The sequence below is a fragment of the Kitasatospora sp. NPDC001540 genome (assembly GCF_042894345.1).
GTDB classification, from domain to species: domain Bacteria; phylum Actinomycetota; class Actinomycetes; order Streptomycetales; family Streptomycetaceae; genus Kitasatospora; species Kitasatospora phosalacinea_C.
Window position 1 is genome coordinate 124,015 of the sequence record NZ_JBIAVO010000009.1, and the last position, 15,017, is coordinate 139,031.

Here is a 15,017-nt window from a genome sequence, read left to right on the forward strand (position 1 = left end):
CGGCCACGGGACTGCCGCGTTCCCGCGGGGTTGCAACGAACGCGGCAACCTGCGGCCGACCTGACTCGGGGCGGGTCGGCCGCAGGGACCACCACAGCCCGCCCCCACGGGCCCGGGACCGCAGGCCCGCACCTCCCCGCCGGACCTCCGGCCCCGGACCCGCCCCCCGAACCCGCCGCCGAAACCCGGCTGCGCACCAGCGCCGGGCTCCACCACGTACCAGCAGCCGACACCCGGCCGCTGCGCGCTCCGGCAGGTCCCACCGGACCTGCACCGGCTGGAGCCCGGCGTCCCCGCGGGGCCGCCCACACGGAACGAACGGACGGAAGGCAGACGTCATGAGTGCAACCTGCGCTCCACGGCACGACGAACCCGACAACGTCCTCGTCTCCCGCCTCCTCTCCCGCCGCCGCGTACTGATCCTCACCGCAGCGCCCCCGGCCTGCGAACGCGCCTGGGGCAGCCGATCACTGACCGCCGTTCACCGCCGGGCCCAGATGAGGATCGCGGCGAGCCGGAGGGCGGCCCGGTAAGCGACTGCGAGCTTGTCGCACCGCATCGCCAGGCCGTGCCACTGCTTCAGCCGGCCGCAGCCAGAAGGCGAGCTCGAACCCGTCGTGGCTGCGCGCGAAGCCCGCTCGGCCCTCAGCGCGCGGCCAGCACCTCCAGCAGCCGGGTCAGCGACGTCCCCAGCCCCCAGCGCCCGGCCAGCCACTCCAGCGCCGCCGGGTCGCGCGGCCCGCGCGGCAGCTCCGGGTCGAACGCGGGCAGCGGCACGTCCCGGGCGACCCGGACCACCGTCGGCGCCACGTCCAGGTACGGGGCCGCCTCCAGCAGGTTCCGGCGCCGGGCCGGGGTCAGCTTCGAGGACGGGTCGGCCGCCGCGGCCCGGACGCCCGCCAAGTCGCCGTACTCCCGCACCAGTTGGGTCGCGGTCTTCTCCCCGATGCCCTTGACACCCGGCAGCCCGTCGCTGGCGTCCCCGCGCAGGGCGGCCAGGTCGGCGTACGAGGAGCCGGGCACGCCGTACTTCTCCAGCAGCGCCGCGTCGTCCATCACCAGCGCCGACCCGACGCCCTTCGCCGGGTACAGCACCGTCACCGCGCGGGCGTCGTCGACGAGTTGGAAGAGGTCCCGGTCGCCGGTGACGATCTGGACCGGGCCGGTGGCGCGGGTCGCCAGCGTCCCGATCACGTCGTCGGCCTCGTAGCCGGGCACGCCGACCCGGGCGATGCCCAGCGCGTCCAGCACCTGCTCGATCACCGGGACCTGCGGGGCCAGCGTGTCCGGCACCTCCTCCTCGCCGTCCTGCGCGGCCTCGGCGACCCGGTGCGTCTTGTACGTCGGGATCAGGTCGACCCGCCACTGCGGGCGCCAGTCGGCGTCCATGCAGGCGACCAACTGGTCGGGGCCGTGGTCCTGGACCAGGCGGGAGACGAAGTCGAGCAGGCCGCGCACCGCGTTCACCGGCTCGCCCTGCGGGGAACGCAGCGAGTCCGGGACGCCGAAGTAGGCGCGGAAGTAGAGGCTGGCGGTGTCCAGCAGCATCAGGCGGGGCGCGGTGGGGGCGCTCGGGGCGGTCGGTGCGGTCACCCCCCGATCATGCCGCATCCCACCGACAGCCCACCCCACACGGCTGACGCGCGGTCAGTGCGGGTGCGGGCCCGCCCGGTGCACCGGCCCGTGGGTGTCGCCGCAGTGCTCGCGGGCCGCGTCCCCCGCCGCGTCCCCGGCCGCCGCGACGGTGCCGTGCGGCGCGATCTGCAGCAGCCCGTCCGCTCCGTCCTCGCCGACGTGGTCGACCTGCAGGGTGGTGTGGGTGATCCGGTACTCCTCGCGCAGGCGCCGCTGGAGCTCGCGCCGCACCGCGTGGCAGTCGCCGCCCGGGGTGACCAGCACGTGCGCGGACAGCGCGGGCTGGTTGGAGGTGATCTCCCAGATGTGCAGGTCGTGGACCTCCTCCACCTGGGGCGCCGCCACCAGCCGGTCCGCGACCGCGTCCGGGTCGACCCCGGCGGGCGCGGCCTCCAGGAAGATCCGCGCGGAGTCCCGCACCAGCCCCGTCCCGGCCCGCAGCATCAGCGCCACCACCACCAGCGAGGCGATCGCGTCCGCCCGGACGAACCCGGTGAACAGCACCACCGCGCCCGCCACCGCCGTCGCGACGAACGCGTACAGGTCGGTCAGCACGTGCTGGAAGGCGCCCTCCACGTTCAGCGAGGACCGGTTCGCCCTCGACAGGCACCAGGTCGCCGCGACGTTCACCACCACGCCCACCAGCGCCGTCACCAGCACCAGCGAGCCCTGGACCTCCGGCGGCGAGAGCAGCCGGGGCACCGCCTCGTACCCCAGCCACGCCGACAGCACCAGCAGCGTCACCCCGTTCGCCTGCGCGGAGAGGATCTCGGCCCGCTTCAGCCCGTACGTGTAGCCGCCGCGGGCCGGACGCGCCGCCAGCCGCATCGCCACCAGCGCCAGCGCGATCGACGCCGCGTCGGTCAGCATGTGCGCCGCGTCCGAGATCAGGGCCAGCGACTGCGCGGCGAAACCGACCACCACCTCGCCCGCCATGAACACCAGCAGCAGGAGCAGCGCGCTCCACAGCCACTTGCGGTCCGCGTCCGCCGCCACCGCGTGGCTGTGCCCGGCGTGCGAACCGGGACGGTCGCCCTGCTCGTGCCCGTGCTGGTGCGCGCGGTCGTGCTCGTGCTGGTGCTCGGCCATCGGGATCCCTCCGCTCTGGTGCCCGCACCGGAAGTGAACCCCAGATCCGAGCAAGATCCAAAGGCGGCACTGGTGACCGTTGTCGTTCCCCGTTGCGCCATCCGGGTCGGATAGGGTGCGCCTCGCGTCCGCGCGGCTCGCGCGGCGGTCGGACCGGGCTCGAACAGGGGAGTGGACGGGGTGGCGGAGGCGGGGACGGGCGGGCGGGTGCCGCTGCGGGTGATCGCCCGGGAGTGGGGGCGGATCGGCGTCCTCGGCTTCGGCGGCCCGCCCGCGCACATCCTGCTGCTGCGCAGGCTCTGCGTGGAGCAGCGCGGCTGGATCGCCGCGAGCGAGTTCGAGGACGGCATCGCCGCCACCAACCTGCTGCCCGGGCCCGCCTCCACCCAACTGGCGATCTTCACCGCCTGGCGGCTGCGCGGCACCGCCGGGGCACTGGTCGGCGGCGCGGCGTTCATCCTGCCCGGGCTGGTGCTGATCCTGCTGCTGGCCGCGCTGTTCCTGACCGGGAACCCGCCGCGCTGGGTGCTGGGCGCCGCCGCGGGCGCGGGCGCCGCGGTCGCCGCCGTCGCCGCGCAGGCCGCCAGCACCCTCGTCCCGCCCAGCCTGCGCCGCTCCGGCCCCGGCCCGGCCCGGGTCCGCTGGACCGCCTACCTGCTGCTGGGCGCGGCCGCCGCGATCCTCACCGGCCCGTGGCTGGTCCTCGTCCTGCTCGCCACCGGCGCCGCCGAGATCGCCTTCCGCCGCCACGCCCGCCGCGACCCCGGCCCCGCCTCCGCCTCCGCGCCCGCCGCAACCAGCCCAACGGGGGACGCCGCACTGGGCCGACCGGACGCGGACCCGCCCATCCCGCCCGCCCCGCGCGGGCTGCTGCCGCTGCTGGCCCCCGGCCTCGCCGCGACCGGCGGGCTCGGCGCGCTCGCCTGGGTCGCGTTCAAGGTCGGGGCGCTGTCGTACGGCGGCGGCTTCGTGATCATCCCGCTGATGCAGCAGGACGCCGTCGAGCGCTACCACTGGATGACCGACGGCCAGTTCCTGAACGCCGTCGCGCTCGGCCAGATCACCCCCGGCCCGGTGGTGCAGACCGTCTCGGTGGTCGGCTACGCGGCCGCGGGCGTCCTCGGCGGGCTGCTCGCCGCGGCCGTGGCCTTCGCCCCGTCCTTCCTGTTCGTGCTGTTCGGCGCCGCGCACTTCGACCGGCTGCGCGCCAACACCTCCGTGCAGGACTTCCTCACCGGCGCCGGACCGGCCGTCATCGGCGCCATCGCCGGATCCGCCGTCCCGCTGGCCCTCGCCCTCGGCCGCCCCTGGCAGTACGCGGTGCTGGCGCTGGCCGCGCTCTGGCTGCTGGTGCTGCGCCGCGGGGTCGTCCCCTGCCTGCTCGGCGCCGCCGGCCTCGGCGTGCTCGCCGCCGCGACCGGTCTCGCCCTGCCCTGAGCCGCTCCCGCTCCCAGGGGTTCGTTCCAGGGGTTCAGGAGTTCCGGTAGCCCGGGAGAACGGCCTCCGCCGCGGTCGCCGGGGCGGTGAGCGGGGCCAGCCGGGCCGCGTTGACCAGGGCGCGGGCGATCCGCCGGTCCTCGCCCTGCTCGGGGTGCCACTGCACGCCGACGGTGAAGCCCGCGCCCTCGACCGCCTCGACCGTGCCGTCCTCGGCGTGCGCGCTGACGGTCAGGCCCTCGCCGAGGCGGGCGACCGCCTGGTGGTGGAAGGTCGGGACGACCACCGACTCCTCCGGCAGCAGGTCCGCCAGCAGCGTGCCGGGCACCGGGCGGACCGGGTGGCGGCCGTACTCGCCGGGGCCGCCGACGTGGCGCAGCCCCTCCTCCTCGCCGACCACGTCCGGCAGGTGCTGGATCAGCGAGCCGCCGCACACCACGTTCAGCAGCTGCATGCCGCGGCAGATGCCGAGCAGCGGCGTCCCGGCGGCGAGCGCGGCGCGGATCAGCGCGGCCTCCCACAGGTCGCGCGCGGCCGCGGTGGCCACCGTCTCCCGGTGCGGCCGCTCGCCGTACAGGGCCGGGTCGACGTCCTCGCCGCCCGCGATCACCAGGCCGTCCAGCCGGGCCACCACGGCCGCCGCGTGCTCCGGCGCGTCCGGCGGCAGCATCAGGGCGATCCCGCCGGCCTCGCGCACCAGCTCCGGGTAGCGCACGGGCAGCAGTACGGAGCGCATCAGGTCCCACCGCCCCCAGGCGGCGTCGTTGAGGTAGGTGCTGATGCCGATCACGGGGCGAGAGGTCATGGCGCGCATTCTGCCGTGCGGCCGTTCCACGCGCCGCGCGACCCACCCTCCTCGTGCGCCCCTTCAGGCGCGTGGAGCACCACGTGCGCCCTAGGGGCGGACGGGACCACCCTCCGGGGCGCGCGGACGGGGGCAATCATGTGATTCTCACCGGAATCTCATCGCCGGACCCCGCAATGTGCCCCCTCCCTGATTTCCCGCTTATCCGCCGCCCCCTAGGGTCTCTGTCGTGAGCGAGCAGCAGATTCCGGCCGGGTGGTACCCGGACCCCGTCGACACCGACAGCGACCCCCGCCCCCAGCGCTGGTGGGACGGCAAGGGCTGGACCGCCGAAACCCGCCCGGCCCCCGCCGGACCGGCGGCCCCCACCGACGCGACCCCCGCGGACGCGCCGCCCGCCGCCGGGACCGCCGCGCCCGGGACCGAGGACACGGCCGTCCTCGAGGGCACCGTGCTGGACGCCTCCGGACAGGCCGTCCACTACCCGCCGCTGCCCCCGTACGCCGGGCAGTTCGGGGCGAAGCCCGCCCGCAGCAAGCCGTCGAAGCCGGTGCTGGTCGCCGCGTCGGTCGCCGCCGTGCTCGGTCTCCTGGTCGGCTCCGGCGTCACCTACCTGGTGATGGACGGCCGCCACGACGGGACCAGGTCCACCGCCGCCCCCAGCACCGACGGCCACCGCCCCGGCGGCGACGGCTCCGGCGGTGGCGGCCTCGGCGAGGGCGGCAGCGGGGGCAAGGGGGGCAACGGCAACCCCACCGACCCGTTCGGCTTCGGCGGCGGCAGCGGCTCCGGCGGCAACGGTTCCGGCGGCAGCGGCTCCGGCGGCGGCAAGGGCGGTGGCAGCGGGAAGAGCAGCACCACCGCCGTCGACACGGTCAACGGCATCGCCCTGCCCGTCCCGAACGGCTGGAAGGGCGGCCCCACCGGCGACGGCTACGCCGGCATCACCACCGGCGACTACACCTGCGCCGACGGCAAGGACAACTGCTCGCTGGGCGGCGTGTTCACCACCCAGCTCCAGGGCACCGACGCCAAGCAGGCCGCCCAGGCCGACATCGTCGACGCCGCCAAGGCCGCCTACGGCAAGCTCAACGGCCACAAGGAACTGAAGAACGAGCCCGTCACGGTGGCCGGCCGCTCCGGTTACCTCGTCCGCTGGCAGGTCGACGCCGAACAGGGCAACCCGGGCTACGTCGAGACGGTGGTCTTCCCGACCGCCGACGGCAAGGCCCTGACCGCCGTCCACTTCGGCTTCGACATCGCCGACAAGGCACCCGGCCTGAACCAGATGGACACCATCCTGAAGGGCATCACCAAGGCCGACGTCGGCACCACCACCGGCGGCGGGGGCGGCACCACCTGACCGACCCCCGGCCCACGACGGCCCGGCACGTCACCCCCTCAGCACGAGGGGGCACGACGCGCCGGGCCGCGGCCGTCCCCACTCCACTCCCGCCACCCGGCGGCGCGCTGGCCCGCGGCAGCCCCCGCTCACCCTCCCCGGCGCCGCGGCGTACCGGCCCGGGCAGCGCCGCCGTCCGACCGCAGCCGTCCCCCCTCCTCCTCAACTCCATCCGCGCAGCAGCGTGTTGATCCGCGCCGCCTGCCGGATCAGGTGGTCCCGCTCGGCCGCCGTCCCGGCCTCGTGGGCGGCCCGGGCGTACAGCGCGGCGGCGGTCTGCAGGTCGCCGGCCCGTTCGTGCAGGTACGCGCGGGCGGCGGTGTGCCGGGGGAGCGACTCGTCGAGCGCGGCGAGGGCGGCCAGGCCCGCGCGGGGGCCGTCCGCCTCGCCGACGGCGACGGCCCGGTTGAGGCGGACGACCGGGTTGTCCGTCAGCGCGGCCAGTTCGTCGTACCACTCGACGATCTGCACCCAGTCGGTCTCGGCGGCGGTCGGCGCGTCCGCGTGCAGCGCGGCGATCGCGGCCTGGGCCTGGAACTCGCCGAGCCGGTCGCGGGCCAGCGCCGCCTGCAGGACGGTGACGCCCTCGGCGATGGCGGCGGTGTCCCAACGGGTGCGGTCCTGCTCGGCCAGTGGCACCAGGCTGCCGTCCGGCGCGGTCCGCCCGGCCCGGCGGGCGTGGTGCAGCAGCATCAGCGCCAGCAGGCCGGACACCTCGGGGTGGTCGATCCGGGCCGCGAGCTGCCGGGTCAGCCGGATCGCCTCGGCCGCCAGGTCGACGTCCCCGGAGTAGCCCTCGTTGAAGACCAGGTACAGCACCCGCAGCACCGTCGCCACGTCCCCGGGCCGGTCCAGCCGCACGCCCGAGACGGTCCGCTTGGCCCGCGAGATCCGCTGCGCCATGGTCGCCTCCGGCACCAGGTACGCCGCGGCGATCTGCCGGGTGGTGAGCCCGCCGACCGCGCGCAGCGTCAGCGCCACCGCCGAGGACGGCGTCAACGACGGGTGCGCGCACAGGAAGTAGAGCTGGAGCGAGTCGTCGGTGTCCGGCACCGGCCCGGGCCCGGGCTCCTCCTCCACCGCGTCCTCGCGGCGGCGGCGCGCGGTGTCGGCCCGGGCCGCGTCCAGGAAGCGCCGCCACGCGACGGTCACCAACCAGCCCTTCGGGTCCCGCGGAGGCTCGTCCGGCCAACGCCGGACGGCCTCCAGCAGGGCCTCCTGGACGGCGTCCTCGGCCGCCGCGAAGTCGGCCCCGCGCCGGACCAGGACCGCCAGCACCTCCGGGGTGAGGACGCGCAGCAGCCCCTCGTCCACGGCCGACGACGCCACCGCGCTCACTCCGTGACGGTCGGGGGCTCGGACATGAACGGGCGCAGCTCCAGCCACTCGTGGATCGGCCGCCCGCCCGCCCCGGGCGCCGCCGACAGCTCGGCGGCCAGCTCCAGCGCCCGCTGGTGGCTGTCCACGTCGATCACCATCCAGCCCGCGATCAGGTCCTTGGTCTCGGCGAACGGCCCGTCGGTCACCGGCGGCTTCCCCTCCCCGCCGTACTGCACCCACGTCCCCTCGGGCGCGAGCGCCTGGGCGTCCACGAACTCGCCGGTCTGCTCCAGCTTCGCGGCGAAGTCCCGCATGTACTGGATGTGCGCGGTGACCTCCTCGGGCGTCCACTTGTCCATCGGGACGAAGCCCTCCGGGACGGGCGCGCCGCGGTAGTGCTTGAGCATCAGGTACTTGGCCATGGTCTCGCTCCTCGGTACTGGTGCGGCCCATTGTGGCCGCCTTCACCCCTGGGACGGAGCCGCTCACGGGTTCTCGACACGACCGCGGAGAAAATCTTCCGGAGTTTTTCCGGGCCGCCGTCCGGGCTAGAACGGCGGTTCGAGGTTCGTGGCGGGCGCGGTGCCGTCCAGCATCTGGCGGAGGGTGTCGGCCAGGCCGTGCTCGTTGTTCACGTGCCGGAACCACGGCAGGCCGTCCAGGACGCGGGCCAGGTCGTCGTCGACGAGCGTGTCGAGGACGGCGCGCAGTTCGTCCGGGACGGGGCCGTCGTCCAGGCAGAGCCGGGCCATCGCGGCGGGCACCCGGACGTCCGCCGGGTGGTCGGGGTCGGACCACAGCGCGTCGCACCAGGCGGCGGTGGTGTGCGGATCGGGGTGTGAGCGGGTCAGCTCGGCAGTGGCCAGCACCAGGGAGGCCCGGACGCCCGGCACCGGTTCGACGGCCAGCCGGGCCCGCAGCGCGGCGGCGATCGCGCCGGTGTCGCCCAACGCGGTGGCCAGCACGTCGCAGGCGTGCACGCGCAGCTCCGGATCCGGGTCGTCCAGCAGCCCGAGCAGCAAGCCGGCGTCGGCGGCGACGGCGCGGCGGGCCGCTTCGTAAGCCCAGTGCGTCGCGTAGCCGTCGCACCCCCAAGCCACACCCAGCGGGGCCGTCCGCAGGAACTCCTCGCGGGTGCCCCACCCCCAGTGCTGTGCCCGGGACACCCCGGAGGCGAGCCGGAGGGCGCTCACCCGCACCGGGGCCGCCGGGTCCGCGGCGAGGCGGATCAGGAACGGCATGCACAGCGGCGCGGGTGCGAGCACCGAACTCTGTTCCAGGATCCGAACCCCCAGGTCGCCCAGCGCCCGCTCGGCCGTCTCCGGCTCCGCTGAACGTGCCTGCGCCAGGTGCGGTCCGAGCGGCCCATTGGCAACGAACTGGAAGCGTTCCCAAGGTACTTCGTCCAGTAGGAAGCCGTCCTTCACCTCCCGTCGCAGCCCCGTGAGCACCGCCCGGACGTCCAGCCCGGTTCCCGCGTACACCTCGTACGTGCCGTCGAGCACCCGCTGCCCGTCCCAGACCAACCGCTCACCCACCGCGCGCCCACCCCTCTGCCGCCGTTCCGGCCCCCAGGGCTACCACCCGGCACCGACACGGCCGGAAATCCCCCGAAGAAGTTCCGCCGCCCACCCCCGGGGGTCACAGGAAGGTGCGGCCCTCGCCCCGGTAGGTGGGCACGGTCTCGGCGATCGCGTCGCCCTCGATCAGGTGCAACTGCTCGAAGCGCTCGCACAGTTCGCCCGCCTTCGCGTGCCGGAACCACACCCGGTCGCCGATCAGCAGGTCGTCCGCGGCCGACCCCAGCAGCGGCGTCTGCACCTCGCCCGCGCCCTCCTGCGGGTCGTACCGCAGCCCGGACGGCAGGTACGGGACGGGGGAGCGGTCCGCCCCCGCCGGGCCGGACGCGGGGTAGCCGCCGCCCAGCACCGTCACCACGCCCACCCCGGGGCGCCGCACCACCGGCTGCGCGAACAGCGCCGCCGGACGGCCGCGGAACGCCCGGTAGTTGTCGAACAGCCGCGGCACGAACAGCCCCGAACCGGCCGCCACCTCGGTCACCGCGCGCTCCGCGACCGTCGACTCCACGCTGCCCGTGCCGCCGCCGTTCACGAACTCCAACTCGGCGACCTCGCGCACCCGCCGCACCACCTCGGCCCGCCGTGCCGCCAGCTCCGAGCGCGCCTTCGCCTGCATCAGCCGCACCGCCGCCGACCGCAGCGGACGCCCCGGCACCGCGTCCCCGACACCCGCCACGTGGCCCTCGTACGCCATCAGCCCGACCACCTCGAAGCCCCGGCGGCCGTTCACCAACTCCGCGAACCGGCCCAGCTGTTCGGGCGTCCGCAACGGCGAGCGCCGCGCGCCCACCCGTACCCGGCCGCCCAGCAGCCGCAGCGAGGTGTCCAGCTCCAGGCAGACCCGCACCGTCGCCGAACCCTTCCGGGCCGCGTCGATCAGGTCCAGCTGCGCCGCGTCGTCCACCACCACGCTGACCTGCCGCGCCAGTTCCGGATCCGCGGTCAGCCGCCCGAACGCGGCCCGGTCCGCCGAGGGGTACGCCAGCAGCACGTCCGTGAAACCGGACTCCACCAGCCACAGCGACTCCGCCAGCGTGAAGCTCATCACCCCCGCGAAGCCGTCCACCTTCAACACCCGCTCCAGCAGGGCCCGGCAGCGCACCGACTTCGACGCCACCCGGATCGGCTTCCCGCCCGCCCGCCGCACCAGGTCCGCCGCGTTCGCGTCGAACGCCGCCAGATCGACGACGGCCAGCGGCGCATCCAGGTGCGCCGTCGCCCGGTCGTACCGGGCCCGGTCGGAGACGCTTCCGCTGGTCGCAGTGGTTTCAACGAGTGCCATGGGCGCAGACTGCCACATCCCCCTACTGGACGGTAGATCCACCGACCCCCCAATCCGCCCACCATCCCCGCCCGCTCCGGGCCGCCCCCGCCCGCCCGCCGCCGCAGGCGTGCCACCCGGCCGCCCCTCCTACTCCTCCCGCCCCGCCACCGCGTGCAGGACGCGGAAGCGCCCGGGCTCCGCCGGGTCCCGGTCGGCGACCTGCACCGGCGGCCAGGCCCACTGCCACACCCCGCTGCCCGGCACCCGCGAGAACCGCACCACCCCGCGCGTCCCCGCCACCTCGACGCCCGCCCAGTCCAACGCGCTCCCGCTCCCGCTCCCGGCCGTCCGCAGGGCCGCGGCCAGCGCGGCGATCGCGTCCCAGCCCTCGAAGGCCACGAACGACGGTTCCGCGCCCAGCAGTTCGCGCAGGGCCGCGTCCACCCGGGCGCCGTGCGGGGTGAACCGTTCGGGCAGGTAGCGCAGGAACGGCACCGCGGCCCCGTCCGTGCCCAACTGGTCGCCCCAGTCCGGCAGTTCGGGCTGCCCGGCCGGGGCCCCGAGCAGGACGCCACCGAGCCGCGGGTCGCGCCGGACCGCCCGGACCAGCGGCACCGCGGGCTCCGGGTGCCCGACCAGCAGCAACAGGACACCGGCCCCGCTCGCGGCCAGCGCGTCGCACAGCGACCCGGGGGAGTGGTCGCGCACGTCGAAGCCGACCACCTCCCCGCCGTGCGCCGCGAAGCGCTCGCGCAGGATCTCCGTCCCGGCCGCCCAGTACGCGCCGGGGTCGGCGGCGACCGCGATCCGACGGTGGCCCGCACCGAGCAGGAACTCGGCGTAGACCCGCCAGCCGTACGACTGCGCCGGGGCGATCCGCGCCACCCGGCGGGCGGGCGCGTCGACCAGGCCGTCCAGCACCGCCGACGCGCAGACGTACGGGACGCCGAGCTCCTCGGCCCGCGTCGCCACCGCCCGGGCCACCACGCTGTGGTACTCGCCCGCCAGCGCGGACACCCCCAGCCCGGCGAGCTCCTCGACCGCCGCCACCGCCCGCACCGGGTCCGCCGCGGTGTCCCGCACCAGCAGCTCGACCGGCCGCCCGCCGATCCCGCCCGCCGCGTTGACGTCCGCGGCCCCGAGCTCCAGCCCGGCCAGCAACTGCCGCCCCGCCGCCGCCCACCCGGGCCGACTCAACGGCACCAGCGCCCCGACCCGCACGCTCGACCCCGACATCCCGTCAACTCCCGCCACCCGTCCGATCACCGCGCCCCACCGTACCCACCGCCCCCACTGCCCCCACCGTCCCCACCGCCGCCACCGCCCAGCGTGCCGCCGTCTCCACCGCCGCCACGCCCTGCGCCATCTCCCGCCAGCCGTCGGAGAGCACCGCCACCAACGTCCCGTCCGCCAGCGCGCCGAAGCTGCCGACCACCCACAGCCCGGTCGCGCTGCGCGGCAGCCACCCGTTCTTCAGCCCGGTCGCCCCGGCCGCCGACACGCCCCAGGCCTGCTCCGGCACCACCCGCCCCATCAGACCGGCCAACCACCGCCGCCCGGGCAGCGCCCCGTCCGCGGCGAAGACCTGCCGCAGCAGCCGGACCCGGTCGCCGACGCCGGTCGTGGTCAGCCCCCAGTAGCCGTCCCGCCCGGCGGTGGTCTCCACCAGGCCGAGCGCCCGGTACGCCGCGTCCAGCCCGGGAGCGCCGCCGACCCGCCGGTACAGTTCGCTCGCCGCCGAATTGTCGCTGCGGACGATCGCCGCCTCCGCCAACTCCCGCTCCCCGGCCGTCAACCCGCCCGCACCGCCACCGCGCTGCACCAGCAGCGCCGCCACCAGGTCGACCTTCACCACGCTGGCCGTCACGAACAGCCCGCCGCCGCGCACCGCCGCCGCACCCGTCCCGGGCCGCACGGCCGCCACCGCCAAGCGTCCGCCGACGCGCCCACGCCGCTCCACCACCGAACCTCCTCCACCGACCGTGCGACCGTGCCGACCGCCGACCGTCCTCGACTCCGTCGACCGTCCCCGGGGTAAACGTGGCATACGCTCACGGGGTGGAGCGCAAGAACATCCCCAACCCCGGTTTCGCCGAGGACGACGGCACCGCCGACCCCGCCCTCGTCGCGGCCCTCGCCGCCTGGCAGCAGGACCCGGCCACCGAGCCCGACCTGCTGGCCGCCCTCACGCCCAGTCGGTTGATGGTGCCGATCGTGGCGCTGCTCGGCGAGGTCGAGGTGGACGCCAACGGGCACCGGCACGAGAAGACCAGCGACATGGCCGTCCCCGTGGTGGAGGCCCCGGACGGGCGCCGCGCCCTGCCCGCGTTCACCTCGCTGGCGACCATGGCGGCCTGGCGCGCGGACGCCCGCCCGGCGCCGGTGGTCGCCCCGCAGGCCGCGATGGTGGCCTTCTCCGAGCGCGCCGACACCCTGCTCGTCGACCCGGCCGGCCCGGTCACCTACCAGCTGTCCGGCGCCCGGCTGCGCGCCGTCGCGGAGAACCGCCGCTACCTCCCGCCGCACCGCGACCCCGAGGTGCAGCAGGCCCTGCGCACCCTGCTCGCCGCCGAACCCGCCGTCGCGGCCGCCCACCTCGTCCCGGCCCCGGACGCCGACGCCACCCTGGCCCTCGTCCTGGCCGACCCGGCCGCCGACCCCGCCACCCTCCAGGCCCTCGCCACCCGCCTCGGCCAGGCCCTCGCCACCGACCAGGCCCTCCGCCTCCGCCTCGACCGCGGCCTCCAGCTCGCCTTCCTGCCCCGCCACCCCGAGCAGCAGCCCTTCTACACCCGCCCCTGACCGCCCGCCCCACCCCGCCCGTCACCGGCCCCGCCCTGCTGGACGAACCGTTCTGAACAGCCGGCCTGACGCGAGGCCGTGCACGGGAGCCCGCACCGTGGTGTGCCTTCCGCTCCGGGCCCTCCCCACCCTGTGGTGACCGCGCTCCGGCAACCACCGAGGGGGCCGGACCTCAGGCCCCCGGCGGTGGCGCCGCCGCTACCGTGAGCCGGATGACGACCGTACTGGTGAACGGCCTGCCCGGAGCGGGCAAGAGCACCCTCGCGCACGCCCTGGCCGCCGAGCTCGGCCTCCCGCTGTTCAGCAAGGACGCGGTCAAGGAGACCCTGGCCGACCAGCTCGCCGCCCTGCGCCCCGCCGACCGCTGGGAGTGGAGCCGGACGCTGGGCGCCGCCGCGGGCGAGACGCTGTGGACGCTGCTGCGCGACGCCCGCGGCGCGGCCGTGCTGGAGGCGCCCTGGCTTGGGGAGCCGGTGCGGGCGGTCGTCCGGGCCGGGCTGGACGCCGCCGGGGTCGGTCGGCCGCAGGAGGTCTGGTGCGAGGTCCCGCTCGCGCTCGCCCGCCACCGCTTCGAGCAGCGCATCGCCCGCCGTCACCCCGTCCACCCCGAGCGCCCCGGCGAGCCGGATGGCCGCTGGGAGGTCTGGGCCCGCGAGGCGGGACCGCTCGCCCTCGGCCCCGTCCACCGGGTCGACACCAGTGGCCCGGTGGACGTTCCGGCCCTGGCCGCGGCCCTGCGCCGGGCGAACGCCGAATATCCCGGTGACGTGCCCGCACCCCGGAATGTAAGCTTCACTGGCCCATAGCAACCATTACCACCCTGGAGTGCGCCCATGCTCGACGACGCCACCCTCCCCGAACTCGTCCGGGCCTGGACCAGCGGCTGGACGGTCTCCCGCGGCGCCGCCGACCCCGCCCCCGAGCCCTGGGGCTGGAGCATCGACGTCGGCCAGTCCCGCCACGTGTGGCGCCACGTGCTGCCCGAGCCCGCCGAGGCCGAGGTCCGCAAGCTCGCCGACGGCACCACCGTCCCCTGGACGTGGCTCAAGCTGTTCGCCGAGGAGGAGCGCGTCCTGCCCTGGATCGGCCCCGGCTGGCACCAGGACGGTCCCGGGTACCTGATGACCCTCCCGCTCCGCCCCGGTACCGGCCGCCCCGCCGTCCCGACCGGCTATCGGATCACCACCTGGAGCCGCGGCGGCACCGTCCGGGCCCTGGTCCGCACCGCCGACGGCGAGTTCGCCGCCCGCGGCCAGCTCGGCCTGGCGCCCGCCACCCCGCTCGGCGGCCGCACCGACGCCCCGCTGGTCGCCGTCGCCGACCAGATCGAGACCGCTCCCGAGCACCGCCGCCGCGGTCTCGGCGCCGCCCTGATGCGCACCCTGCAGCACGAGGCGCACGAGGCCGGCGCGCGCACCGCCCTGCTGGTCGGCACCACCGAGGGCCGCGCCCTCTACACCAGCCTCGGCTGGACGCTGCGCTCCCCGATGGCCAGCTTCTGGTACGACCCGTCCACGCCCACCACCCGCTCGCCCGGCGGCTCCTGACGGTCGGGCCCGGACGCGCCGCCGTGGGGGGCCGGCGGCCGCCCCCGGGGGGGGGGGGGCCCCCCGGCGGGGGGGGCGGGGGGGGGCGGGGCGCCCCGGGGGGGGGGGGGGGGGGGGGGCCGCGGCCAGGGCGCGG

At 76.4% G+C, this 15,017-nt stretch carries 14 protein-coding genes; 5 read left to right on the forward strand and 9 right to left on the reverse strand.

The window, feature by feature from the left end:
• Window positions 1–645: 645 nt before the first annotated feature.
• Both ACFY00_RS14070 and ACFY00_RS14075 read right to left on the reverse strand, forming a co-directional pair.
• The gene (locus ACFY00_RS14070; protein WP_388031096.1) at window positions 646–1,548 is read right to left on the reverse strand and encodes a 5'-3' exonuclease H3TH domain-containing protein; all 903 of its coding nucleotides are present in this window, start codon (window positions 1,546–1,548) and stop codon (window positions 646–648) included.
• 99 nt (window positions 1,549–1,647) lie between these two features.
• Window positions 1,648–2,724 carry a cation diffusion facilitator family transporter gene (locus ACFY00_RS14075; protein ID WP_388030907.1) on the reverse strand — a complete coding sequence of 359 codons (1,077 nt, stop codon included), beginning with the start codon at window positions 2,722–2,724 and terminating at the stop codon, window positions 1,648–1,650.
• A gap of 180 nt (window positions 2,725–2,904) precedes the next feature.
• Here ACFY00_RS14075 and chrA point away from each other — a divergent pair, with 180 nt between their 5' ends.
• Complete coding sequence (gene chrA / locus ACFY00_RS14080) at window positions 2,905–4,161, forward strand: chromate efflux transporter (RefSeq protein ID WP_388030911.1); 1,257 nt, start codon at window positions 2,905–2,907, stop codon at window positions 4,159–4,161.
• A gap of 34 nt (window positions 4,162–4,195) precedes the next feature.
• Here the strand turns inward: chrA and ACFY00_RS14085 are convergent, their stop codons facing one another.
• Entirely contained in the window at window positions 4,196–4,966 is a 771-nt protein-coding gene (locus ACFY00_RS14085; protein WP_388030913.1) for a gamma-glutamyl-gamma-aminobutyrate hydrolase family protein, read from the reverse strand.
• A 229-nt stretch (window positions 4,967–5,195) separates the two neighbouring features.
• Between ACFY00_RS14085 and ACFY00_RS14090 the strand changes: the two genes are divergently transcribed.
• Entirely contained in the window at window positions 5,196–6,329 is a 1,134-nt protein-coding gene (locus ACFY00_RS14090; protein WP_388030915.1) for a DUF2510 domain-containing protein, read from the forward strand.
• 201 nt (window positions 6,330–6,530) lie between these two features.
• Here the strand turns inward: ACFY00_RS14090 and ACFY00_RS14095 are convergent, their stop codons facing one another.
• The 6 genes from ACFY00_RS14095 to ACFY00_RS14120 form a co-directional block, all read right to left on the reverse strand.
• The gene (locus ACFY00_RS14095; RefSeq protein ID WP_388031097.1) at window positions 6,531–7,682 is read right to left on the reverse strand and encodes an RNA polymerase sigma factor; all 1,152 of its coding nucleotides are present in this window, start codon (window positions 7,680–7,682) and stop codon (window positions 6,531–6,533) included.
• A 20-nt stretch (window positions 7,683–7,702) separates the two neighbouring features.
• Window positions 7,703–8,110: a YciI family protein gene (locus tag ACFY00_RS14100; RefSeq protein ID WP_388030918.1), complete on the reverse strand. Its 408-nt coding sequence runs from the start codon at window positions 8,108–8,110 to the stop codon at window positions 7,703–7,705.
• 126 nt (window positions 8,111–8,236) lie between these two features.
• Window positions 8,237–9,226, reverse strand: coding sequence for a hypothetical protein (locus ACFY00_RS14105; RefSeq protein ID WP_388030919.1), 990 nt, complete (start codon window positions 9,224–9,226; stop codon window positions 8,237–8,239).
• Between the two features lie 103 nt (window positions 9,227–9,329).
• Window positions 9,330–10,550, reverse strand: coding sequence for an alanine racemase (locus tag ACFY00_RS14110; RefSeq protein ID WP_388030922.1), 1,221 nt, complete (start codon window positions 10,548–10,550; stop codon window positions 9,330–9,332).
• Window positions 10,551–10,679: 129 nt separating this feature from the next.
• Entirely contained in the window at window positions 10,680–11,768 is a 1,089-nt protein-coding gene (locus ACFY00_RS14115) for an ABC transporter substrate-binding protein (protein ID WP_388030925.1), read from the reverse strand.
• Between the two features lie 4 nt (window positions 11,769–11,772).
• A complete protein-coding gene (locus ACFY00_RS14120) occupies window positions 11,773–12,495 on the reverse strand; it encodes a serine hydrolase (protein WP_388030927.1) in 723 nt (240 codons plus the stop codon).
• 95 nt (window positions 12,496–12,590) lie between these two features.
• Here ACFY00_RS14120 and ACFY00_RS14125 point away from each other — a divergent pair, with 95 nt between their 5' ends.
• The 3 genes from ACFY00_RS14125 to ACFY00_RS14135 all read left to right on the forward strand — a co-directional run bounded on the left by ACFY00_RS14125 (window position 12,591) and on the right by ACFY00_RS14135 (window position 14,881).
• Window positions 12,591–13,334, forward strand: coding sequence for an SseB family protein (locus ACFY00_RS14125; RefSeq protein ID WP_388030929.1), 744 nt, complete (start codon window positions 12,591–12,593; stop codon window positions 13,332–13,334).
• A 212-nt stretch (window positions 13,335–13,546) separates the two neighbouring features.
• Window positions 13,547–14,140 (forward strand): AAA family ATPase, encoded by a 594-nt coding sequence (locus ACFY00_RS14130; RefSeq protein ID WP_388030930.1) that lies wholly within the window; start codon window positions 13,547–13,549, stop codon window positions 14,138–14,140.
• 27 nt (window positions 14,141–14,167) lie between these two features.
• On the forward strand, window positions 14,168–14,881 hold the full coding sequence (locus ACFY00_RS14135) for a GNAT family N-acetyltransferase (protein ID WP_388030932.1): 714 nt from the start codon (window positions 14,168–14,170) through the stop codon (window positions 14,879–14,881).
• Window positions 14,882–15,017: the final 136 nt, after the last annotated feature.